Raw genomic sequence first — 21,755 nt, 5'->3', positions numbered from 1 at the left:
CGCAACTGAACGCCGGCTTCCCGCGTCGTACATCCATGCGTACGTGTGTCCGACGGGGGTCGATATGTTCGAGTGGTGGATGGGGTGGACCGTGTGGCGAGACAGCTGAGGTCATCGGGACGGACGGAACCGAAACGGCCCGGAGCGGCGGCGGGCCGGCGCACGGCGGTGTCGTTCCTCCTCCTGCCGCTGCTCGGAGCCCTCGTGCTGGTGACGGGCCCCGTCGGCCACGCCCCGGCGCAGGCCGCCTCGCCCTGCTCCGGACGGCTGGTCAAGTCGGTGACGTTCTCCACCGGTTCGCTGCGCGTCTACAAGAGCCGCGCCTACGCGTGCGCCGTCACGGTCGCCAAGAAGCCGGGCGCGCGGCGGGCGATGCGGGTCTCGCTCCAGCCGCGCGGCGGCCGGGCGGTCGTCGACAGCGGCAGGTTCACCAAGCTGGCAGGCCCGGTCACGGTGCACGCGCTCAACCGCTGCGTCCGTGCGTCGGGTTCGATCGGGGGATCTTCCGGCTCCACCGGGTGGATCGGGTGCTGATGTGCGAGTGGGGTCTGGCGTGACGGGTGTTACCACCGCTAGGTTCACGGCGACTGTCGTGAATCAAGGGGAGGGTGCATGCGCAAGGCGCTCAGAGGTGTTCTGTCGCTCGCGGTGCTCATAGGCACAGTGAGTGCGACCGGGGCCTCGGCCGGTGCGGCCACAGCCGCGGAACCGGCCGCGAAGCAGAGCAGCGGCCTCAGCAGCAGCGAGAGCAGCAGCGAGGACATCAAGGACCGCATCCTGGCCATCCCGGGCATGAGTCTGATCGAGGAGAAGCCCTACCCCGGCTACCGCTTCTTCGTCCTGAACTACACCCAGCCGGTCGACCACAGGCACCCGTCCAAGGGCACCTTCCAGCAGCGCCTCACCCTGCTGCACAAGGACACGACCCGGCCCACGGTCTTCTTCACCAGCGGCTACAACGTCTCGACCAACCCCAGCCGCAGCGAGCCCACGCAGATCATCGACGGTAACCAGGTCTCCCTGGAGTACCGGTTCTTCACCCCGTCCCGCCCGGCCCCCGCCGACTGGTCGAAGCTCGACATCTGGCAGGCCGCCAGCGACCAGCACCGGGTCTTCAAGGCGCTGAAGAAGATCTACTCCGAGAACTGGCTCACCACCGGCGGCTCCAAGGGCGGCATGACCGCCACCTACTTCGAGCGCTTCTACCCGAAGGACATGGACGGCGTGGTCGCCTATGTCGCCCCCAACGACGTGGTCAACAAGGAGGACTCGGCGTACGACCGGTTCTTCGCCCGCGTCGGCACCAAGGAGTGCCGTGACCGGCTGAGCGGCGTCCAGCGCGAGGCCCTCGTCCGCCGCGAGCCGCTGGAGAAGAAGTTCGAGGCGTACGCCGCCGAGAACGGCCTGACCTTCGACACCGTGGGCACGCTCGACAAGGCGTACGAGGCCGTCGTCATGGACTACGTTTGGGCGTACTGGCAGTACAGCCTGCTCGCCGACTGCGACTCCATCCCGGCCGACGCCCCGAACGCCACCGACCAGGAGATCTGGGACTCCATCGACGGCATCTCCGGCTTCTCCGCCTACGCCGACCAGGGCCTGGCGAACTACACGCCGTACTACTACCAGGCGGGAGCGCAGCTCGGTTCGCCCGACATCAAGCAGCCCTGGCTCGGGAACCTGAGCCGCTACGGCTACCAGCCGCCGCGCAACTTCGTGCCCCGCTCCATCCCGATGAAGTTCCAGCCCTCGGCCATGCGTGACGTGGACAGCTGGGTCCGGAACAACGCCCGGCACATGTTGTACGTCTACGGCGAGAACGACCCGTGGGGAGCCGAGCCCTTCCGCCTGGGCCGCGGCGCCCGCGACAGCTACGTCTACACGGTGCCCGGCGGCAACCACGGCTCCAAGGTCGCCGGTCTCGTCGCCGACGAGAAGGCCAAGGCGACCGCCGCCATCCTGCGCTGGGCCGGAGTCGCCCCCGCGGCCGTCGAGGCCGATCCGGCGAAGGCGAAGCCCCTCGCGAAGTTCGACGCGCGCCTGGACGTGCGTGACGCCGAACTCCAGCGGGACCGGGGCACCCTGCGGCCGTAGGGCCGCTCGGCACCGAAGTGGGCTGGGCCCGCCGGATGTTCACATCCGGTGGACCCAGCCCACCGGCATGCCCCCGCCCGACCGCACACGGGCCGGCACATGGACGTGCACCCGGCGTGACCCGCCGGAGCGGGCGCACGCCGGGCGCACGGGGTGCTTCCAGCTCATTCGGGCGGTCACGGCCTGGGGGCGGCCCAGCTCCGGTACGACAGTCCGTAGCCGACGGGGTACAGCGCCTGCGCGGGCGCGTCAGCCCGTTGCACCGGGACCGGCAGCCGGCCCTCCGGCCGGGCCCGCCCCGCGATCACACGGGCGGCGGCCCGCAGCTCGACGTCCGTCCAGGAGTACGTGGCGAGGCTCGCGGCGTAGCCCGTACCGGCCAGGTGGGCGATGTCGTACGGATTGCGGATCGCGACGGTGATCACCGGGACGCCGGTCGCCGCGAGGGCGCTGACCAGGGAGCGCTGGCTGCTGGTCGCCGTGACGTTGTACGTCCCCACGATCACCGCGTCCTTGCCCTGGGCCGCGGCCACCGCCTCGGCGATCTTCGCCTGGGTCGGGGCCGTGCCCGTCGGCAGCGCCGTCGCCGCGTACCCCAGCTCCTCGAAGGCCCCGGCGAGCGTCGTCGTCGGGGGACCGGTCGTGCCGGACGGGGAGGCCGGATCGGCCCCGACCACGAGGAGGTTCCTGTGGGACCGGCGCGAGAGGGGAAGCAGCGAACCGTCGTTGGCCAGCAGCGTCGTCGTCCGCTCGGCGATGCGGTCGGCGGCGGCGAGGTGCGAGGGGACGCCGACCGTGCGGTCGACGCCCCGCCGGGTGACGTACGGGTCGCGGAACAGCCCGAGTCTCGTCTTCAGCCGCAGGATGCGCAGAATCGATTCCTCGATGCGCGCCTCGCTGATCTCGCCGCTCTTCACGGCGTTCAGGACCGCGTTCCAGGCGACGTCGAGGTGCGGCGGATTGAGCAGCTGGTCGACCCCGGCCAGCAGGGCGAGGACAGGGACGCGCTCGTCGCCGTACTTCGTGCGGACGCCCTCCATCCCGAGCGCGTCGGTGACCACGACCCCGTCGTAGCCGAGCTCCTCGCGCAGGATGCCGGTGAGGATGGGGCGGGACAGGGTCGCCGGGTCCTCGGACGGGTCCAGGGCGGGCACCACGATGTGGGCCGTCATGATCGAGTCGATGCCGGCGGCGACGGCCGCCCGGAACGGCGGGGCGTCCAGCTCGGCCCACTGCTCGCGGGTGTGGGTGATGACGGGCAGACCGGTGTGGCTGTCCGTGCTGGTGTCGCCGTGGCCCGGGAAGTGCTTGGCCGTGGAGGCGATCCCGGCGCTCTGATACCCCTTCACCTGGGCGGTGACCATTCCGGCGACCGACTCGGGGTCGGAGCCGAAGGAGCGTACGCCGATGACGGGGTTGGCCGGATTGACGTTGACGTCCGCGTCCGGCGCGTAGTTCTGGTTGATGCCGAGCGCGGCCAGCTCGGCTCCCGCGATCCTGCCCGCCGCGCGGGCGTCGGAGCGTGAACCGCCCGCGCCCAGCGCCATCGCACCCGGCAGCAGGGTCGCGGGTTCACCGACGCGGCACACGATGCCGTGCTCCTGGTCGGTGGAGACGAGGAGCGGCAGCGGGGTGGGACCGGCGAGCCCGGCCCGCTGGATGCCGTTGGAGAGGGCGGCGATCTGGTGCGGGTCGCGGGTGTTGTGCGCCCAGGCGAAGTAGATGATTCCGCCGACGTGGTACGTGGAGATCAGCTCGGCGGCGTCGCGGACCCCGATCTCGGCGAGGTTGGCGTCGATGTCCGCCTGGTCGGGGTCGGTCGCGGAGTGCCCGTACACCCGCATCACGAAGAGCTGGCCGACCTTCTCCTCAAGGCTCATCCGGGCGATGAGCCGCTTGAGGCGGCTGTCCGGGGAGGTTCCGGTCGTGGCTGCCTGCGCGGCGCCGGGGAGAGCGGCGACGCCGGAGGCCGCGGCAGCGGCGGTCGCCGCGGTGGCGGTGAGGAGGGTGCGTCTGGAGGTGCGGTGGTGCACGTGAGCCCCTTCCGGTGCTGAAAGAAACTTCCAAGAAGGTACGGATATATGGAAAGTAACTACCAGTCAAGGGGGCGGTCCGAGAACGGACGTGACACGCGGGACAAGGGGCGGACATGCCCGGCAATGAGGGCGGACGGGGGGCCCTCAGCCACCGGCCGGGCCCGACGGCACCGCCTCGGACGGCCCCGCCCTCGGCAGTTCGGCGCACCGCAACGACCGCGTGCCGAACCCGACGAGAGCGCCGGGCGCCACGAAAGCGGCGCTGACGGTGAACACCGGCTGAGCCCCCCAGGCGGCGATGGCCGCACCGCTGAGGGGGCAGGTCATCGGGGCGAGACCGAGTGAGGACAGCCGGACGCCGCCCGCAGCACCGACACCGCCGCGATGATCGCGGGCCGCCGTGCCGCCTCCGTACGCCACAGCGCGTACAGCCGCCGCACCGGTACGGGATCCAGCCGCACCGCGACCACGCCCGGCGGCAGCGGGCCCCGCCCCAGCCGGGGGATCATCGCCACGCCGAGCCCGGCCGCCACCAGGGCCAGCTGGGTGTGGTTCTCCTCCGCCCGGTGCCGGATGTCCGGCTCGTACCCCGCCGCCCGCAGGGTCCGTACGAGCCAGTCGTGGCACACCGTGCCGGGCGGCTGGCACACCCACCGCTCCTTGGCCAGTTCCTCCCGCCGCACCGCGTCCCGGCCGGCGAGCGGGTGTCCCTCCGGTACCAGCAGGTCGCACCGGTCGTCCCCGAGCACCGCCTGCGCGACGCCCTCCGGTGCGGGGAGCGGGCTGATGTCCCAGTCGTGGGCGACCGCGAGATCGACCACGCCTTTCGCCACCAGGTCGACCGAGAGGTGCGGGTCGACCTCGGTGAGCCGCGCGTCCAGTGCCGGGTGGTCCCGTGCCAGCTCCGCCAGCACCCCGGGCAGCAGCCCGCGCGCCGCCGAGGCGAACGCCGCGATGGAAAGCCGCCCCGTCGGCTGCCCCCTTCGCTGCTCCAGCGTCGTCTCCGCCTGCTCCACGATTGCCAGCAACTGCTGGGCGGTGGCGGCGAGATGAAGGGCGTCCTCGGTGAGCGCCACCCCGCGCCCCCGTCTTTCGAGCAGGGTCGTACGGGTTTCCCGCTCCAGCTTGGTGATCTGCTGGGAGACCGCCGAGGCGGTGTAGCCGAGAGCGGCGGCGGCCCCCGCGACCGAGCCGTGGACGGAGACGGCGTGCAGGGCGCGCAGCCGGGACAGGTCGAGCACCGGGGCCTCCGGGCGAGCGGAAACGTTAGCGGTCCTCAATCCAACCATGAAGAAATCCGCGCTGGTGCTACATGGTCCTGGCATCGGATGCTCGGTCCATGCGTCCCCTCCACATCGCCCTGGCCGCGCTGGTCGCCGCCGTCTGGGGCGTGAACTTCGTCGTCATCGAGCTGGGTCTCGCCCACTTCCCGCCCCTGCTCTTCTCCGCCCTGCGCTTCCTCGTCGCCGCCCTGCCCGCCGTGTTCCTCGTCGGCAGGCCCACGGTGGCGTGGAAGTACGTCATCGGGGTGGGCCTCGCCCTGGGGGTGGCCAAGTTCGGGCTGCTCTTCATCGGGATGGACCGTGGGATGCCCGCCGGTCTCTCCTCCCTCGTCCTCCAGGTCCAGGCCGTTTTCACCGCCCTGTTCGCGGCCCTGGTCCTGTCCGAACGGCCCGGCAGGACGCGGATCCTGGGCATGGGTGTCGCGCTCGCCGGCATAGGCGTGGCCGCCGTCGACGAGGGGGCTTCCGGGCCCGTGCTCGCCTTCGTGCTGGTGATCCTGGCGGCGGCCTGCTGGGGGGTCTCCAACGTGATCACCCGCAGGGCGGCGCCGCCGGACTCCCTCAACTTCATGGTGTGGGTCTCGACCGTGCCGGTGCTGCCCCTGCTCGGCCTCTCCCTGGTCTTCGAGGGCTGGGAACGTGACGCCGAGGCCCTGGCCTCGCTCGACTGGAGCGGCGTCGGCACCGTCGTCTACGTCGCCTGGATCTCCACCGTCTTCGGCTTCGCGGCCTGGGGCTTCCTGCTCCGCCACCACCCGGCCTCGTCCGTGGCCCCGTTCACCCTGCTCGTGCCCGTCTTCGGGATGTCCTCGGCCGCGCTCCTCCTCGGCGAGACGGTCAGCCCCCTCCGGTGGTGCGCGGCGGCGCTGCTGGTCGGGGGAGTGGCGCTGACCTCGCTCGCACGGCCCCGTCGCGCCGGCGCACCGCCGCTGCCGGCGGTCGAGGAAGCGCGTGTCTGAGTTACTGCTTGGGCGCGCCGAGCCGCAGGATGTGCTCCCGGCCCGCCGCCAGCAGGTCCGGCAGGTCCGCGGCGCCGGCGTACCAGCGCTTCTCGTACTCCCAGCAGACCCAACTGTCCGGGTCCAGCGTGTCAAGGCACGCCTTCAGCGGCAGCACCCCGGCGCCGAGGGCGAGCGGCGCGGTGTCCTCGGCGGAGGCGATGTCCTTCACCTGTACGTATCCCAGGTGCGGGGCCAGCACCGCATGGCTGGCCACCGGTTCCTCACCGGCCAGCCAGGTGTGCATGACGTCCCAGATCGCGCCGATCCGCCCGTGTCCGACGGTGCCCACGACCCGGGCCACGTCGGCGCCGGCGCGGTGCGAGTCATGGGTCTCCAGCAGGATGCGTACGCCCAGGTCGGCGGCGTGCGGCGCGGCGGCCCCCAGGCGCCGCGCGGCGATCGCGTCGGCCTCCGCGGGGTCCTGGTCCCCGCCGCCGGGGAACACCCGGACGTTGGCCGCGCCGAGGTCGCGCGCCAGCTCCACCAGCTCGGCGAGTGCGGCGATCACCGGCTCGTCCTCACCTTCGGCGGCTACGCGCACATACCCGGCGACGGTGAGGATCTCGACCCCTCCGCGCTTGAACTCCTCGGCGACGGCGGCCCGTTCGAGCGAGGTCAGGCCGGGGTGGACCGGCTCCTCGGGATGGGCGCGCAGCTCCACCCCCTGGTAGCCGTTCCCGGCGGCGAGCCGCACCACGTCCGCCACGGGCATCCCCGGAACTCCGAGGGTGGAGAAAGCGAGCTTCAAGGTGTCTGTCCTTTCATCGGTGCGACCCGTATCCGTACCCGTGCCCGTGTTCGCCGGGGAGATTCCTCATCCCGTCCGGGGCGGCGCCGTCGATCCGCGTTCCATGAGCTCCGCCGCGATCGTCGCCGTGCCTCCCGCCGGAGGTGCCTCCTTGCCCATCGCCAGCCGGCCGGCCCGCGCCCCCGCCTCGAACAGCGGCAGCCGGACGGTCGTCAGGGCGGGTACGGCGTCCACGGAGAACGGCAGATCGTCGAATCCGGCCACCGAGATGTCCTCGGGGATGCGGAGCCCGCGCTCCCGGACCGCCGCACAGGCACCGAGTGCCACGGTGTCGTTGGCGGCGACGACCGCCGTCACGTCCGGTTCCCTGCGCAGGAGTTCGAGGGTGGCGTCGTAGCCGGAACTCCGGTCGTACGGGCCGTGGACGGTGACGCTCTCCTCGTCCCCGTACAGCCCCGCCGCCTTCATGGCCTCGCGGTGCCCCTCCAGCCGGTGCCGGGTCGTGGTGCGTTCCAACGGCCCTGCGACGTAGCCGATCCGCCGGTGGCCCAGGGCGATCAGGTGCTTGGTGAGGCGCCTGGCGCCGCCCCGGTTGTCGAAGGTCAGTGCGGCGACCACCGCGTCGGTGCCCGGCAGCGGGGGGCGTCCGCAGAAGACGATCCGGGTGCCGGCGTCCGCGAGCTTGGCCAGTTTCACCGCCATCGCGGCCTGGTGCGCCGGGTCCTCCAGCGCGCCGCCGGTCAGGACGACGGCCGCGGCGCGCTGCCGCTGCAGCAGGGTGAGGTAGGTGAGTTCGCGCCCCGGGGAGCCGCCCGTGTTGCACACGACGGCGAGCTTCTCGCCGCCCGCCCGGCCGGTTCCGTCGCCCGGACCGCCGATCTCGCTCTGCGCCGCTCCGGCCATGATGCCGAAGAACGGGTCGGCGATGTCGTTGACCAGGATGCCCACCAGGTCGGAGGTGGCGGCGGCGAGCGAGCTGGCCGGGCCGTTCAGTACGTAGTCCAGATCGTCCACCGCGCGCAGGACCCGCTCCCGGGTGGACGAGGCCACCGGGTAGTTGCCGTTCAGGACGCGGGACACGGTGGCCGGGGACACCCGGGCGCGGGCCGCTACGTCCGCCAGGGTGACTGTCATCGCTCTCCTTGAGGAGTTGTGGAGCGGCCCCCTTGTCCGGGCCACTGTCGGCAGGCTAGCGTCATACCGCATAGAAAGCGCTTGCTACGGCTGTATGGAGGAACTTTCGTGACACGCAGGACAGTGCGCATCGCCATGAACGGCGTCACGGGACGCATGGGGTACCGGCAGCACCTGGTGCGCTCGATCCTCGCGATCCGCGAGCAGGGCGGCCTCGACCTCGGTGACGGCGAGGTGCTGTGGCCCGAGCCCGTGCTCGTCGGCCGCCGCGCCCACGCCCTGGAGGCGCTCGCCGAGCAGCACGGCCTCACCGAGTGGTCGACGGACCTGGACGCGGTGCTCGCCGACGAGACGGTCGACATCTACTTCGACGCCCAGGTCACCTCCGCCCGTGTGGAGGCGATCAAGAAGGCGATCGCGGCCGGCAAGCACATCTACACCGAGAAGCCCACCGCGACCGATGTCGAGGGCGCGCTCGAACTGGCCCGCCTCGCCCGCGACGCCGGCATCAAGCACGGCGTCGTCCAGGACAAGATCTTCCTCCCGGGCCTGCTCAAGCTGAAGCGCCTCATCGACGGCGGCTTCTTCGGGGAGATCCTCTCCGTGCGCGGCGAGTTCGGCTACTGGGTCTTCGAAGGGGACTGGCAGGAGGCCCAGCGCCCCTCCTGGAACTACCGCGCGGAGGACGGCGGCGGCATCGTCGTCGACATGTTCCCGCACTGGGAGTACGTCCTGCACGAGCTGTTCGGCCAGGTCACCAGCGTCTCGGCCCATGTGCAGACGCACATCCCGCAGCGCTGGGACGAGCAGGGCAAGCCCTACGCCGCCACCGCCGACGACGCCGCGTACGGCACCTTCCAGCTGGCCGGCGGCGCCGTCGCCCAGATCAACTCCTCCTGGGCGGTCCGCGTCAACCGCGACGAACTCGTCGAGTTCCAGGTCGACGGCACCCACGGCTCCGCCGTCGCGGGCCTGCGTAACTGCCGTGTCCAGCACCGCTCGGCCACCCCCAAGCCGGTCTGGAACCCCGACCTGCCGGTCACCGAGTCCTTCCGCGACCAGTGGCAGGAGGTCCCCGACAACGCCGAGTTCGACAACGGCTTCAAGGCCCAGTGGGAGCTCTTCCTGCGCCACATCGTCCTCGACGAGCCCTACACCTGGGACCTGATGGCCGGCGCCCGGGGCGTCCAGCTCGCCGAGCTCGGCCTCAAGTCCTCGGCCGAGGGCCGCCGCTTCGACGTGCCGGAGCTGACCCTGTGACCATCCACCTCCCGCAGGGGCTCTACGAGCCCCGGGCCACCCCGCTCGACCTGGTCCCCACCGGGACTCCGCTCGCCTCCCGCACGGTCTTCTCCGCCGCCCACGTCGTCGCCGACCCGGGCGCCGACATCAGCCCCGACGACCCCGCCGCCGTCGACTGGGACGCCACCCTCGCCTTCCGCCGCCACCTCTGGTCGCACGGCCTGGGCGTCGCCGAGGCCATGGACACCGCACAGCGCGGCATGGGCCTGGACTGGGCGGGCGCCGCGGAGCTGATCCGCCGGTCGTCCGCCGAGGCGAAGACGGTCGGCGGCCGGATCGCCTGCGGCGTCGGCACCGACCAGCTCACCGGCCCCGCCACCCTGCCCGAGGTGCGCGCCGCGTACGAGGAGCAGCTCGCCCTGGTCGAGGAGAGCGGCGCCCAGGCCATCCTGATGGCCTCCCGCGCGCTGGCCGCCGCCGCGCAGGGCCCCGAGGACTACCTGGAGACGTACGCCCATCTCCTGCGCCAGGCCACGGAGCCCGTCGTCCTGCACTGGCTCGGCCCCATGTTCGACCCGGCACTGGAGGGCTACTGGGGCAGCGCGGACCTCGACGCCGCCACGGACACCTTCCTCAAGGTCATCGCGGAACACCCGGACAAGGTCGACGGCATCAAGATCTCGCTCCTGGACGCCGAGCGCGAGATCGACGTACGGCGCCGTCTGCCCGGCGGGGTGCGCTGCTACACCGGCGACGACTTCAACTACCCCGAGCTGATCGCGGGCGACGACCGGGGCTTCAGCCACGCCCTGCTCGGGATCTTCGACCCGCTCGGCCCGCTGGCCGCCCACGCGGTGCGCGCCCTGGACACCGGTGACACCGAGGGCTTCCGGGCCCTCCTGGACCCCACGGTCGAGCTGTCGCGCCATCTGTTCGAGGCCCCGACCCGCTTCTACAAGACGGGCGTCGTGTTCCTCGCCTGGCTGGCGGGCCACCAGGACCACTTCACGATGGTCGGAGGCATGCAGTCCGCCCGCTCGCTGCCGCACCTGGCGAAGGCGTACGAACTGGCCGACCGCCTCGGCCTGTTCCCGGACCCCGAGCTGGCCGAGGCCCGGATGCGCGCGCTGCTGACCGTCCACGGAGGAAGCCGATGAGCAGTGAACTCTCCCGCCTGTCCATCAACCAGGAGACGGTCCGGCAGCTGTCCCTGCCGGAGCTCGTCGAGGGCTGCGCCAAGGCGGGCATCGGCCAGGTCGGCCTGTGGCGCGCCCCGGTTCAGGCGTACGGCGTCGAGCGGGCAGGGCAGCTGATGAGGGACGCCGGCCTCACCGTCACCAGCCTCTGCCGCGGCGGCTTCCTCACCGCCACGGACCCCGCCGGACGCGCCCGCGCGCTGGACGACAACCGCGCGGCGGTCGACGAGGCGGCGGGCGTGGACACCGACACCCTCGTCCTGGTCTCCGGCGGGCTCCCCGAAGGGGAGAAGGACCTGTACGCCGCCCGGGAGCGCATCGCCGACGCGCTGGGCGAGCTCGCCCCGTACGCCGCCGAGCGCGGAGTCCGCCTCGCGATCGAGCCGCTCCACCCGATGTTCGCCTCGGACCGCTGCGTCGTCTCCACCCTGTCCCAGGCCCTGGACATCGCCGAGCGCTTCCCGGCCGAGCAGGTCGGGGTGGTCGTGGACGCATACCACATCTGGTGGGACGACCAGGTGCCCGCGCAGATCGCCCGGGCGGGCGCGGGCGGCCGGATCCACTCCTTCCAGCTGGCCGACTGGATCACTCCGCTTCCGGCGGGCGTTCTGGTCGGCCGCGGCCAACTGGGCGACGGGAGCGTGGACTTCCGAGCGATGCGCCGGCAGGTCGAGGCGACCGGCTTCGACGGACCGATCGAGGTCGAGATCTTCAACGAGGAGCTATGGGCCCGCGACGGAGCCGAAGTGATCGCCGAAGTCGCCGCCCGGTACCTGGAACACGCCTGCTGAGAGCGGGTGGACGACTCGAAGGTAAAGAGATCGTCAAGGCGTGCAACCTTTACGTACCTTGCCCGGTCGTACTCAGCGTCGGGACTTCCGGGGAGGGGTCCGGGGGGATCGGGAAGCCCGACGGAGGGGGAAAGCGAGGGGGGTCCGGCCTGTGGGCCGGGCCCCATTCCGCTTGCATGAGCCGTCCGTGAGCCGTCCGGACGGTTCCGTGGACCGGATCAGGGTTTCGTCCCCTCGCCGTCCGGGCCCGGTGAGTAAGGGTTCGGATGCCCCGAGCCCGCCAACGTGAAGGTCCGTGGAATGCCGAGAGTCAAAGTCAGCGTGATCGTCCCCGTGTACAACACCGGGAAATACGTCGACGAGTGCGCCCCGTCGCTGCTCGGGCAGAGCCTTCCGGCCGACGAGTACGAGGTCATCTACGTCGACGACGGCTCCACGGACGACACCCTGGCACGGCTGGAGAAGCTGGCGGCCGGGCACGACCACGTCCAGGTGCACACCCAGCCCAACTCCGGTTGGCCGGGCGCGCCGCGCAACCTCGGCATGAAGCACGCCAGGGGCGAGTACGTGCAGTTCGTCGACCACGACGACAAGCTTGGCCCCGAGGCCCTGGAGCGGCTGTACGAGCACGCGACGCGCAACCGGGCCGACGTGGTGATCGGCAAGATGTCCAGCACGATGGTGCGGCCCCGGAGGCTGTTCCGGTACACGCTGGACAGCTGCACGATCGAGAACGACGAGCTCATGCAGAGCATGTCACCGCACAAGATGTTCCGGCGGGCCTTCGTCGAGCAGCACGGGCTGCGCTTCCCCGAGGGCCCGTGGATCATGGAGGACCTGGCCTTCGTCACCGCCGCCTACCTGAAGGCGGAACGCATCTCGGTCCTGGCCGACTACCCCTGTTACTACTGGATGAAGCGGGACGACGGCGGGAACAACACCCGCCACCGGTTCAACCCCCGGCACGGGTTCTGGCCCAACCTCCGTACCGTCATCGGGCAGGTCAAGGACGGCACCAGCCCCTCCGACGACGTCGACGCCCTGCAGAACCGGCTCCTGCACCGGCTCTACCACGTCGAGGTCCTGTCCAGGGCCCGCGAGCCCGAGATCCTGCGGGAGGACCCGGCCGAGCAGCGCCAGCGGTTCGAGACGGCCCGCGAGGTGGCGCTGGAGGAGTTCCCGCCCGCCGTGCGGCGTGGACTGCCCGCGGTGAGCGGGGTGCGGGCCGGCCTGCTGGAACGCGGCGACTTCGCCGGAGCGGTCGCGTTCGCGGAGCACGTCCGCACCGTGACCGCCCGCAGCGAACTCGGCGCACCGCACTGGCGGGACGGCTGCCTCGTCGCCGACGTCACGCTGGAACTGCTGCGCGGCGACGGTGAACCGCTCGTCCTGACCGAACGCGACGGGACGTGGTGGCTCGACCCGGAGCTGCTGACCGGCGTACCGGGGGCGGAGGACGGATTCGAGGTCCGCGATCCGCTCCGGATGGCGTACGCGGAACTGGTCGTCAAGGACCGCGACCGCGAGGACTGGTGGTACCCGGACGGCGACCTCGAAGTCCGGCTCCAGCCCCTGGGGGAGGGCCGCTCCCGGCTCGTCGCCTCCGGGCGGCTCCGCCTCGACCCGCGGTCACTGGCCGGCGGACGGCGGCTGGAGCGCGGGGTCTACGACGTGTGGGCGTTCGTCCAACTGCTGGGCATCGACCGGATGGTCCGCGTGACCGGCCAGGGCACCCCGGGCGGACCGGCCGCGGGCCCGGCGCTGACCGGCGGCCGGCTGGCGCTCCCGTACCGGACCGCCGGTGTCGGCCAGCTCGCCCTCGACATCGACCAGCGCCTGCGGAGGTTCGGCCCCGACACGGCCGGTGCCGCCGCGGCCAACGCCGTACGCGGCGGGCGGTCGCTCCCGCTGCCGTACGTGGCGGCGGGCCCGGGAGACCCGGCTCCCGTCAAGGTCACCGTGTCCGCCCTGACGGTCACCGCCGAAGTGGTCCCGGCCGCCGACGGGCCCACGGCGGTGTTGCGTCTGCCCGCCCGCCTGAAGCTCCCTGACGGACGCCACCCGGTCACCCTGCCGAAGGCCGACGCGCCGGTCGCGTACGCCGTGGTCCGCGGTGGCGGCCTGCTCCGGCTGGAGGGCCCGGCGTACGAGGCCGGCGCCGGACGCCGGATCCTCGACACGGTCGCCGACAACCGCCGGGTCCGGCGCGTACGGCGACGGCTGGGCCGGTCGGGCTGAGCCGGCATCGGTGCCGGGCCCGGCGCCGGGCCGGGCGCTCGCGGGAGCGGCGCCGCGACCCGCCGGGCCGGGCGGTGAGCCCGGCCCCGGCGCAGGCCGCCTCAGCCGTCGAAGCCACTCCGGGCCGCCTCGATGTGCCCGAGGTTCCGGTGGGTCCATTCGCACATCACGTCGACCGTCTTCCGCAGCCCCTGGCCCGGCTCGGTCAGGGTGTACTCCACCTTCGGCGGGACCGTGGGATACACGGTCCGCTCGACCAGGCCGTTGCGCTCCAGCATGCGCAGGTTCTGGGTGAGCATCTTGTGACTGATGCCCTCGACCGCGCTCCGCAGCTCACTGAAGCGCAGGGTGCGGGCGCCCAGGGCCTCGATGATCAGGAGCGCCCACTTGTTGGCGACGTCGGAGAAGATCTCCCGCGCCAGCGAGTCCGCGCGCCTCAGATCCGCCTGCTCCTCGATGGAGCCACTGAACTGCTTGGTCACCTTCAGGTTCCCCTGTCACCGAAAAGTGCGTTCTTCCACGTCAGCCCTCACTCTCCTACGGTTTCCCAGTAACCACAAGAGAGCGCGCGTCGCCCCGTCGGGGCCGCGCGGCAAGGAGGCGGACAGCATGGCCATCACCCTGACGAACCCCACGGGACTGCCGGAGACCGGCATCTACCACCAGGTGTCGGTCGCGACCGGTTCCAGGCTGGTCTCCGTCGCCGGCCAGGTCGCCTGGGACGCCGACGGCGTCACCGTCGGCGAAGGCGACCTCACCGCCCAGGTCGAACAGTGCTACCTGAACGTCGGCACCGCCCTGGCCGGCGTCGGCGGTTCCTTCGCCGACGTGACGAGACTGACCGTGTACGTCGTCGACTGGACCCCCGACAAGATGCCCCTGCTCCTCGCGGGCATCTCCCGGGCCACCGAGAAGCTCGGTGTCACAGCGACCCCGCCGGCGGCACTCATCGGCGTCGCGGCACTGGACACCCCCGCCCACCAGGTGGAGATCGAAGCCACAGCCTTCCTGGACTGACCGCGGGTCCGTCGTCGGGAGGTAGGGGACAGCCCAACTGCCTTTATCGGCCCGAATTCTGTCCGTGATCTCCCAACGACACGTCGCCCCTGAAGAGGGCGGACCAGAGGAAGTTCCTGCCGAAGTGGGGGGAGTCGGCCGGCTCCTCCCGCATCCGGCGCAGTTCGACCTCCTCCATCCCCTCGAAGATCCAGCGCAGGGATTCGGGGGTGAAGGCGAGACCGCCCTGCAGCCCTCCCCGGCCGTAGAGTTCGGCGTCCGGCAGCTCGGAGCCCATCGCCCCGGAGGCGAAGCAGCTGAGGGCGAGATGCCCGCCGGGCGCCAGGGACCGCTCCACGAGCCGGAGATAGCTGACGCGCCGGTGCGGCGGCAGGTGGTGGAAACAGCCCGAGTCGTAGATCAGGTCGTACGGGCCGGCCGGCGCGTCCTCGGCGAACGCGTCGCCGCAGCGGAAACGGATGTCCGCGCCTGCCTCCTGGGCCCGTTCCTCCGCCCAGGCGATGGCGCCGGGCGACAGATCGACGGCGTCCACCTCGAAGCCGCGCGAGGAGAGCCAGAGCGCGTTGCGCCCCGGACCGCACCCGAGATCGAGCGCCCGACCAGGGGCGATCAGGCCCCTCTCCACGTACGAGACGAGGCTCTCGTCGGGCTTCGCCACGAAGAACGGCACCGGCTTCGACCGGTCCTCGTAGAACCCGTCCCACCAGCCACCCGCCTCGCTGGTCCACCGGTCGGCCTCAGGTGCGAACAGGCTGTCCATGAGCTGCAGTACGTCCTCGACGGAGCGCACGTTCCGGAGCATCCGGAACCCCCTTCCCGATGAGGGAATTTTACGCCCGCCGCATACATAAGGCCAGGTCAGAGCCTATGTGCGGGAGGTCCTGCGGCCGTCGGAGCGCTGCGCCGACAGGGCGGGGACCCCCTCGGCCCGACTCCGGTGCGCGCCCCGCTCCACGCACCCCTGGAAGGCCCGCACGGGGGTGATCCGGACTGCGCCAGGACATGTTTCCCGGAGCCGGCAGGCCGCGGTTGCCGCGGGACGGCTGCATCACACCCTGAGCTTGACCGCCTCGATCCACTCCTTGTTGTCGTGGGTGCCGACGTAGGTGAACTCGAGCGCGTCCCCGGGGTTGTCGCACGCCAGGTCGAGCCAGTCGTGGTTGTTGACGTAGCTGGACTGGCAGACGGTGCCCTTGCCGGCGTCGACGCTGATCGAGAAGCCCATCAGGTCCGGGGCGTCCTTCTTGGTGCTGCCGACGTAGTTGTCGATGCCGTCGGCGGCCTTCGACCAGGGATCGAAGTATTTTCCCTTGCCCTCGGTCGACGCGGGGTCGGCGACGTAGGCGCCACCGGACGTGCCCTTGGTGCCGGACACGGCGATGTTCACGGCCGTGAGCGGCGTCCCCGAGCCCGCCTCGCCCGCGGCTTCGCCGTCGCACACGGCGTCGGTCCACCCCTTGCCCGCCGCATGGACCCGGTAGCAGATGTGCCGTCCGCCCGGATCGTCCACGGCCAGTTCCTGGACGGCGGTCGCCGCGGTCCTCTCGGGGGCCTCGGCCTCTTCCTCCTTCTCGGAACCGCCGCCTCCGGCCCCCGCTCCGCCGGGCTGCTCCGTCACCGCCGCGGACGGCGGCGGCGTGGCCTCGGCGGACGGGGCCTTCGGCGCACCGGCGGACGGTGAGGCGGAGGGCGGCAGCATGCTGACGCCGGCTTCCTGGGTCTTCTCGGTGGCGGTGCTGCGGACCTGGGGCTTGTAGGCGATCCACAGCATCACGAACGTGACCGCCAGCGCCAGGAAGATACTCAGGAACGCCATCAGCCAGCGCGGCAGGAAACCCCGCTGCACGTACGTGCCTTCCACATCCAGCGGCGCCGCCCCCGACCGCTGCACGGCCAGCGTGTACGGCCGCTGCTCCGCCGACCCGAACCAGATGATCTGCCGTGGCCTCAGCGTCGCCTTCACGAACGCCGCACGGCCCGGCTCGATCTGCACGCTGCCCGGACGGATGTCGTAGGACAGCTGATCGCCGTTGTCGCTGCCGCTCACCGAAGCCGTCAGCTTCGTGTTGCCCAGGTTGTCCACGGCCAGTTTCGGACGGCCGCGGAAACGGCCCTTCACCGTCGGCGGAACCAACTCCGCCCGCACCTGCGTGAACGGAGTGATGGTGACGTTCCCCTCCGGGGCCGTCGTCGCATCCGGATGCTCCGTCGGCACGATCCGCACCGCGTACGGATTCGGCCCCGCCGTCGCGTCCGGCGTACGCGGCGGAGCGAACGTCAGATCCACCGACCCCGTCGTCCCCGGATACAACCGCAGGGACTGCGGCTCGACGACGGTCCAGGGGGCGAGCGAGCCCACCGCCTCGAAGCGGTACTCCTCCACCACGTCACCGGTGTTACGCAGACGCAGCCGCACAGTCGCACTGCCACCCGGGTCCACGGTCGTGGAGGCGGGCTCAAGGGAAGTCCAGAGGCTCACTCCCGGACGTTAAACGTGGCAATGGTGCCGAGTCAGGAAGCCATGGGGCACAACAGGTGCCCGAAGAGGCGGCACCGAGTGCCCCCGCTCCCCGCCCTCGCGAAGCTGCCCGGCGGACTCATGCCCCAGGGGACGCGGCCCCGGTGTGCTGTCGGACCCGCCCGGTACCGTCGGAGCCATGTCCAACACCGCCGTCCTCGAAGGCGTCCTGGAGCGGATCACGTACGCCAACGAGGAGAACGGCTACACGGTCGCCCGCGTCGACACGGGACGCGGGGCAGGGGACCTGCTCACCGTCGTCGGCTCGCTGCTCGGCGCGCAGCCCGGTGAGTCGCTGCGGATGGAAGGGCGTTGGAGCTCCCACTCGCAGTACGGCAAGCAGTTCACCGTCGAGAACTACACGACGATCCTGCCCGCCACCATCCAGGGCATCCGCCGCTACCTCGGCTCCGGCCTGATCAAGGGCATCGGGCCGGTCATGGCCGACCGGATCACCACCCACTTCGGCGTCGACACCCTGGACGTCATCGAGCAGGAGCCCAAGCGGCTCGTCGAGGTGCCCGGGCTCGGTCCGAAGCGGACGAAGATGATCGCCGCGGCCTGGGAGGAGCAGAAGGCGATCAAGGAGGTCATGGTCTTCCTCCAGAGCGTCGGTGTCTCCACCTCCATCGCCGTCCGCATCTACAAGAAGTACGAGGACGCGTCGATCTCCGTGGTGAGGAACCAGCCCTACCGGCTGGCCTCCGACGTCTGGGGCATCGGATTCCTCACCGCCGACCGCATCGCCCAGGCCGTGGGGATCCCGCACGACAGCCCGGAGCGGGTCAAGGCCGGGCTGCAGTACGCCCTGTCGCAGTCCACCGACCAGGGGCACTGCTTCCTCCCCGAGGAGCGGCTGATCGCGGACGGGGTGAAGCTGCTCCAGGTCGACACCGGCCTCGTCATCGACTGTCTGGCGGAGCTCGCTGAGGATCCCGAGGGCGTCGTCCGGGAGAAGGTGCCGGGCCCCGAGGACGGGCAGCCGGTCACCGCCGTGTATCTCGTCCCCTTCCACCGTGCCGAGATCTCCCTCGCCGCCCAGTTGCGGCGTCTGCTGCGTACGCCGGAGGACCGGATGCCGGCCTTCGGGAACGTCGACTGGGGCAAGGCGCTGTCCTGGCTCTCCGGGCGCACGGGAGCGAAGCTGGCGCCCGAGCAGGAGGCGGCCGTCCGGCTCGCCCTCACCGAGAAGGTCGCCGTGCTGACCGGCGGCCCCGGCTGCGGGAAGTCGTTCACCGTCCGCTCCGTCGTCGAGCTGGCCCGCGCGAAGAACGCCAAGGTGGTGCTCGCCGCCCCCACCGGGCGGGCCGCCAAACGGCTCTCCGAGCTGACCGGCGCCGAGGCGTCCACCGTGCACCGGCTGCTGGAGCTGAAGCCCGGCGGGGACGCGGCGTACGACCGTGAACGGCCGCTGGACGCCGATCTGGTCGTCGTCGACGAGGCGTCGATGCTCGATCTGCTGCTCGCCAACAAGCTGATCAAGGCGGTGGCACCCGGTGCCCATCTCCTGCTGGTCGGCGATGTGGACCAGCTGCCCTCGGTCGGCGCGGGGGAGGTGCTGCGGGACCTGCTCGCCGAGGGCGGCCCGGTCCCGGCGGTCCGGCTGACCACCATCTTCCGGCAGGCCCAGAAGTCCGGTGTCGTCACCAACGCCCACCGGATCAACTCCGGGGTGCCGCCGCTCACCCAGGGGCTGGACGACTTCTTCCTGTTCGTGGAGGACGAGACGGAGGACGCCGGAGTGCTCGCGGTGGATGTCGCCGCCCGCCGCATCCCGGCCAGGTTCGGCCTGAACCCCCGCCGTGACGTGCAGGTCCTCGCCCCGATGCACCGCGGCCCGGCGGGTGCGGGTCACCTCAACGGACTGCTCCAGCAGGCCATCACCCCGGGCCGTCCCGGCCTGCCCGAGAAGCGGTTCGGCGGCCGGGTCTTCCGGGTCGGGGACAAAGTGACGCAGATCAGAAACAATTACGACAAAGGCGAGAACGGCGTCTTCAACGGTACGGTCGGGGTCGTCACCGGTCTGGACACGGACGAGCAGAAGCTGACGGTTCTCACCGACGAGGACGAGGAGATCGCGTACGACTTCGACGAGCTGGACGAACTGGCCCACGCCTACGCGATGACCATCCACCGTTCGCAGGGCAGCGAGTACCCGGCGGTCGTCATCCCGGTCACCACCAGCGCCTGGATGATGCTCCAGCGGAACCTGCTGTACACCGCGGTGACCAGAGCCAGGAAGCTCGTCGTACTGGTCGGCTCCCGGAAGGCCATCGGCCAGGCCGTCCGCACGGTTTCCGCAGGCAGGCGCTGCACAGCACTGGATTTCCGGCTCCGCGGCGAGGCGTCGGAAGACTTCCCGAAAAAATGATCGATCAAAACGGTGGGATACATCACTGAGCCCTTCCGGAACCGGACGGGAGGGGGCAGGATGGGCAAGTTGGCGGCACTCAGTGCCGTCGGTAGGTCCAATGGACGACCCCGAGTGCACTCTCCTGCGCCAAATGGGGGAGGGTGGAGACAGTCAGGGCACCTCGAAGAAGAGGCACTACGTCGGTGAGGGATGACGTGAGCGAGCACACCAACAACGCTGTAGTACTGCGGTACGGCGATGACGAGTACACCTACCCGGTGATCGACAGCACCGTCGGCGACAAGGGCTTCGATATCGGGAAGCTCCGGGCCAATACGGGCCTGGTCACGCTGGACAGCGGATACGGCAACACAGCCGCCTATAAATCCGCCATCACCTACCTCGACGGCGAGCAGGGCATCCTGCGGTACCGCGGCTACCCGATCGAGCAGCTCGCCGAGAGCTCGACGTTCCTCGAGGTCGCCTACACGCTGATCAACGGCGACCTTCCCAAGGCCGACGAGCTGTCGGACTTCAAGAACGAGATCACCCAGCACACGCTGCTGCACGAGGACGTCAAGCGTTTCTTCGACGGCTTCCCGCGCGACGCCCACCCGATGGCCATGCTGTCCTCGGTCGTCAGTGCGCTGTCCACCTTCTACCAGGACAGCCACAACCCGTTCGACGAGGAGCAGCGTCACCTCTCGACGATCCGGCTGCTGGCCAAGCTCCCGACGATCGCGGCGTACGCGTACAAGAAGTCGATCGGTCACCCGTTCGTCTACCCGCGCAACGACCTCGGCTACGTCGAGAACTTCCTGCGGATGACGTTCTCCGTGCCGGCCCAGGAGTACGTGCCGGACCCGGTCGTCGTCTCGGCGCTCGAGAAGCTGCTCATCCTGCACGCGGACCACGAGCAGAACTGTTCGACCTCCACCGTGCGACTGGTCGGCTCCTCGCAGGCGAACATGTTCGCCTCGATCTCCGCCGGCATCTCGGCCCTGTGGGGCCCGCTGCACGGCGGCGCCAACCAGTCGGTGCTGGAGATGCTCGAGGGCATCCAGGCCAACGGCGGCGACGTCGACTCCTTCATCCAGAAGGTGAAGAACAAGGAGGACGGCGTCCGCCTGATGGGCTTCGGCCACCGGGTGTACAAGTCCTTCGACCCGCGCGCCAAGATCATCAAGGCCGCCGCCCACGACGTGCTGTCGTCGCTCGGCAAGTCCGACGAGCTGCTCGACATCGCGCTCAAGCTGGAGGAGCACGCGCTCTCCGACGAGTACTTCGTCTCGCGCAACCTCTACCCCAACGTGGACTTCTACACGGGCCTGATCTACCGCGCCATGGGCTTCCCGACCGAGATGTTCACCGTGCTGTTCGCGCTCGGCCGCCTTCCCGGCTGGATCGCCCAGTGGCACGAGATGATCAAGGAGCCGGGATCCCGCATCGGCCGCCCGCGCCAGATCTACACCGGCGAGGTCCTGCGCGACTTCGTCCCGGTCGAGGGCCGCTGACGCTCCCGGACACACCAGCAGTACCCCGGCCGCGCCGGCCGGCATCCTTCGCCCCGTGTGCCGTGCTCGATCATCGAGCACGGTGTCGGGGCGATTCGGCGTTCCGCACCGTGGAGCGGCGGCGCCAGGAAGCAGCGAAGCTATGAAGCAGTGAAGCCGCGGAATGCGAGAAGCGCCCCGTCTGCCGATCCCCCCACGGGTCGACGGACGGGGCGCTTCCCATATCCCGGAGCGGATTCCCCCCACGGGATCCGGCCGGGCGTCTGCGCGGGAGCCTGAACTCCCTTGTTTCCGGTGGTGCGTATTCAGTTCGGTCCTGCTGTGCGACTGCCGGGGTACGTACGCACGGGAGGGCCGCTCAAAGCTCCCCGGTGCACGCGCCCCGGCCACGTTGCCCGGAGCGTCCCCCAAGACACTCCGTCGGACGTCCCCCAAGACATCCTTGGCATCGCACTCTTAGACTCACCAACCCATCGGATGGTTACCCTCGAATCGGTGTGATCTAAGTCTCTTTGTAGAAATTGTGTGAAGGGGTGCGACCGCAGACCGCCCGTCACGACGGAGGCTGTCGGTGACGTCCTCTGCCGCAC

General features: G+C 70.9%; 18 protein-coding genes. 10 read left to right on the top strand and 8 right to left on the bottom strand.

Translation table 11 applies throughout. The features are described from left to right. Positions 1–75 precede the first annotated feature (75 nt). Positions 76–534 (top strand): hypothetical protein, encoded by a 459-nt coding sequence (locus AB0P41_RS03295; protein ID WP_356708242.1) that lies wholly within the window; start codon positions 76–78, stop codon positions 532–534. A gap of 78 nt (positions 535–612) precedes the next feature. Next, on the top strand, positions 613–2,094 hold the full coding sequence (locus AB0P41_RS03290) for a S28 family serine protease (protein WP_365929770.1): 1,482 nt from the start codon (positions 613–615) through the stop codon (positions 2,092–2,094). Between the two features lie 176 nt (positions 2,095–2,270). Here the strand turns inward: AB0P41_RS03290 and AB0P41_RS03285 are convergent, their stop codons facing one another. The 3 genes from AB0P41_RS03285 to AB0P41_RS03275 all read right to left on the bottom strand — a co-directional run bounded on the left by AB0P41_RS03285 (position 2,271) and on the right by AB0P41_RS03275 (position 5,371). Next, positions 2,271–4,127, bottom strand: a complete 1,857-nt coding sequence (locus AB0P41_RS03285) for a glycoside hydrolase family 3 protein (protein ID WP_365929768.1) — start codon at positions 4,125–4,127, stop codon at positions 2,271–2,273. Positions 4,128–4,274: 147 nt separating this feature from the next. After that, entirely contained in the window at positions 4,275–4,457 is a 183-nt protein-coding gene (locus AB0P41_RS03280) for a hypothetical protein (protein ID WP_365929766.1), read from the bottom strand. Next, the gene (locus AB0P41_RS03275) at positions 4,454–5,371 is read right to left on the bottom strand and encodes a LysR family transcriptional regulator (protein ID WP_365929765.1); all 918 of its coding nucleotides are present in this window, start codon (positions 5,369–5,371) and stop codon (positions 4,454–4,456) included. Before AB0P41_RS03275 ends, AB0P41_RS03280 begins: the two co-directional genes overlap by 4 nt. Before the next feature lie 98 nt (positions 5,372–5,469). On the opposite strand from AB0P41_RS03275, the gene AB0P41_RS03270 reads away from it, so the two are divergent. After that, positions 5,470–6,372: an EamA family transporter gene (locus AB0P41_RS03270; protein WP_356708232.1), complete on the top strand. Its 903-nt coding sequence runs from the start codon at positions 5,470–5,472 to the stop codon at positions 6,370–6,372. Position 6,373: 1 nt separating this feature from the next. On the opposite strand, the gene AB0P41_RS03265 is transcribed toward AB0P41_RS03270, so the two are convergent. Together AB0P41_RS03265 and AB0P41_RS03260 are read right to left on the bottom strand one after the other, a co-directional pair. Continuing rightward, positions 6,374–7,162: a sugar phosphate isomerase/epimerase family protein gene (locus tag AB0P41_RS03265; protein ID WP_356708230.1), complete on the bottom strand. Its 789-nt coding sequence runs from the start codon at positions 7,160–7,162 to the stop codon at positions 6,374–6,376. A 66-nt stretch (positions 7,163–7,228) separates the two neighbouring features. After that, complete coding sequence (locus tag AB0P41_RS03260; protein WP_365929763.1) at positions 7,229–8,296, bottom strand: LacI family DNA-binding transcriptional regulator; 1,068 nt, start codon at positions 8,294–8,296, stop codon at positions 7,229–7,231. A 108-nt stretch (positions 8,297–8,404) separates the two neighbouring features. Here AB0P41_RS03260 and AB0P41_RS03255 point away from each other — a divergent pair, with 108 nt between their 5' ends. The 4 genes from AB0P41_RS03255 to AB0P41_RS03240 all read left to right on the top strand — a co-directional run bounded on the left by AB0P41_RS03255 (position 8,405) and on the right by AB0P41_RS03240 (position 13,763). Further along, the gene (locus tag AB0P41_RS03255; RefSeq protein WP_356708226.1) at positions 8,405–9,556 is read left to right on the top strand and encodes a Gfo/Idh/MocA family oxidoreductase; all 1,152 of its coding nucleotides are present in this window, start codon (positions 8,405–8,407) and stop codon (positions 9,554–9,556) included. After that, entirely contained in the window at positions 9,553–10,695 is a 1,143-nt protein-coding gene (locus AB0P41_RS03250) for a dihydrodipicolinate synthase family protein (protein ID WP_365929761.1), read from the top strand. Before AB0P41_RS03255 ends, AB0P41_RS03250 begins: the two co-directional genes overlap by 4 nt. Continuing rightward, positions 10,692–11,525 (top strand): sugar phosphate isomerase/epimerase family protein, encoded by an 834-nt coding sequence (locus AB0P41_RS03245; protein ID WP_356708222.1) that lies wholly within the window; start codon positions 10,692–10,694, stop codon positions 11,523–11,525. The genes AB0P41_RS03250 and AB0P41_RS03245 overlap by 4 nt, the downstream gene beginning before the upstream one ends. Positions 11,526–11,825: 300 nt before the next feature. After that, complete coding sequence (locus tag AB0P41_RS03240; RefSeq protein WP_365929759.1) at positions 11,826–13,763, top strand: glycosyltransferase family A protein; 1,938 nt, start codon at positions 11,826–11,828, stop codon at positions 13,761–13,763. A gap of 101 nt (positions 13,764–13,864) precedes the next feature. Here the strand turns inward: AB0P41_RS03240 and AB0P41_RS03235 are convergent, their stop codons facing one another. Next, positions 13,865–14,245, bottom strand: coding sequence for a helix-turn-helix domain-containing protein (locus AB0P41_RS03235; RefSeq protein ID WP_365929757.1), 381 nt, complete (start codon positions 14,243–14,245; stop codon positions 13,865–13,867). Between the two features lie 127 nt (positions 14,246–14,372). Here AB0P41_RS03235 and AB0P41_RS03230 point away from each other — a divergent pair, with 127 nt between their 5' ends. Next, positions 14,373–14,780, top strand: coding sequence for a RidA family protein (locus AB0P41_RS03230; RefSeq protein WP_365929756.1), 408 nt, complete (start codon positions 14,373–14,375; stop codon positions 14,778–14,780). 43 nt (positions 14,781–14,823) lie between these two features. On the opposite strand, the gene AB0P41_RS03225 is transcribed toward AB0P41_RS03230, so the two are convergent. Both AB0P41_RS03225 and AB0P41_RS03220 read right to left on the bottom strand, forming a co-directional pair. After that, complete coding sequence (locus tag AB0P41_RS03225; RefSeq protein WP_365929755.1) at positions 14,824–15,582, bottom strand: methyltransferase domain-containing protein; 759 nt, start codon at positions 15,580–15,582, stop codon at positions 14,824–14,826. Between the two features lie 246 nt (positions 15,583–15,828). Continuing rightward, the gene (locus AB0P41_RS03220) at positions 15,829–17,259 is read right to left on the bottom strand and encodes a hydrolase (protein ID WP_365929753.1); all 1,431 of its coding nucleotides are present in this window, start codon (positions 17,257–17,259) and stop codon (positions 15,829–15,831) included. 178 nt (positions 17,260–17,437) lie between these two features. Here AB0P41_RS03220 and AB0P41_RS03215 point away from each other — a divergent pair, with 178 nt between their 5' ends. Beyond that, on the top strand, positions 17,438–19,669 hold the full coding sequence (locus AB0P41_RS03215) for an ATP-dependent RecD-like DNA helicase (protein ID WP_365929751.1): 2,232 nt from the start codon (positions 17,438–17,440) through the stop codon (positions 19,667–19,669). 197 nt (positions 19,670–19,866) lie between these two features. Then, positions 19,867–21,165: a citrate synthase gene (locus AB0P41_RS03210; RefSeq protein WP_356708208.1), complete on the top strand. Its 1,299-nt coding sequence runs from the start codon at positions 19,867–19,869 to the stop codon at positions 21,163–21,165. Positions 21,166–21,755 lie beyond the last annotated feature (590 nt).

This window comes from Streptomyces sp. NPDC079167 (assembly GCF_040686735.1).
GTDB lineage: Bacteria > Actinomycetota > Actinomycetes > Streptomycetales > Streptomycetaceae > Streptomyces.
This window is presented reverse-complemented; position numbering and strand designations above follow the sequence as displayed.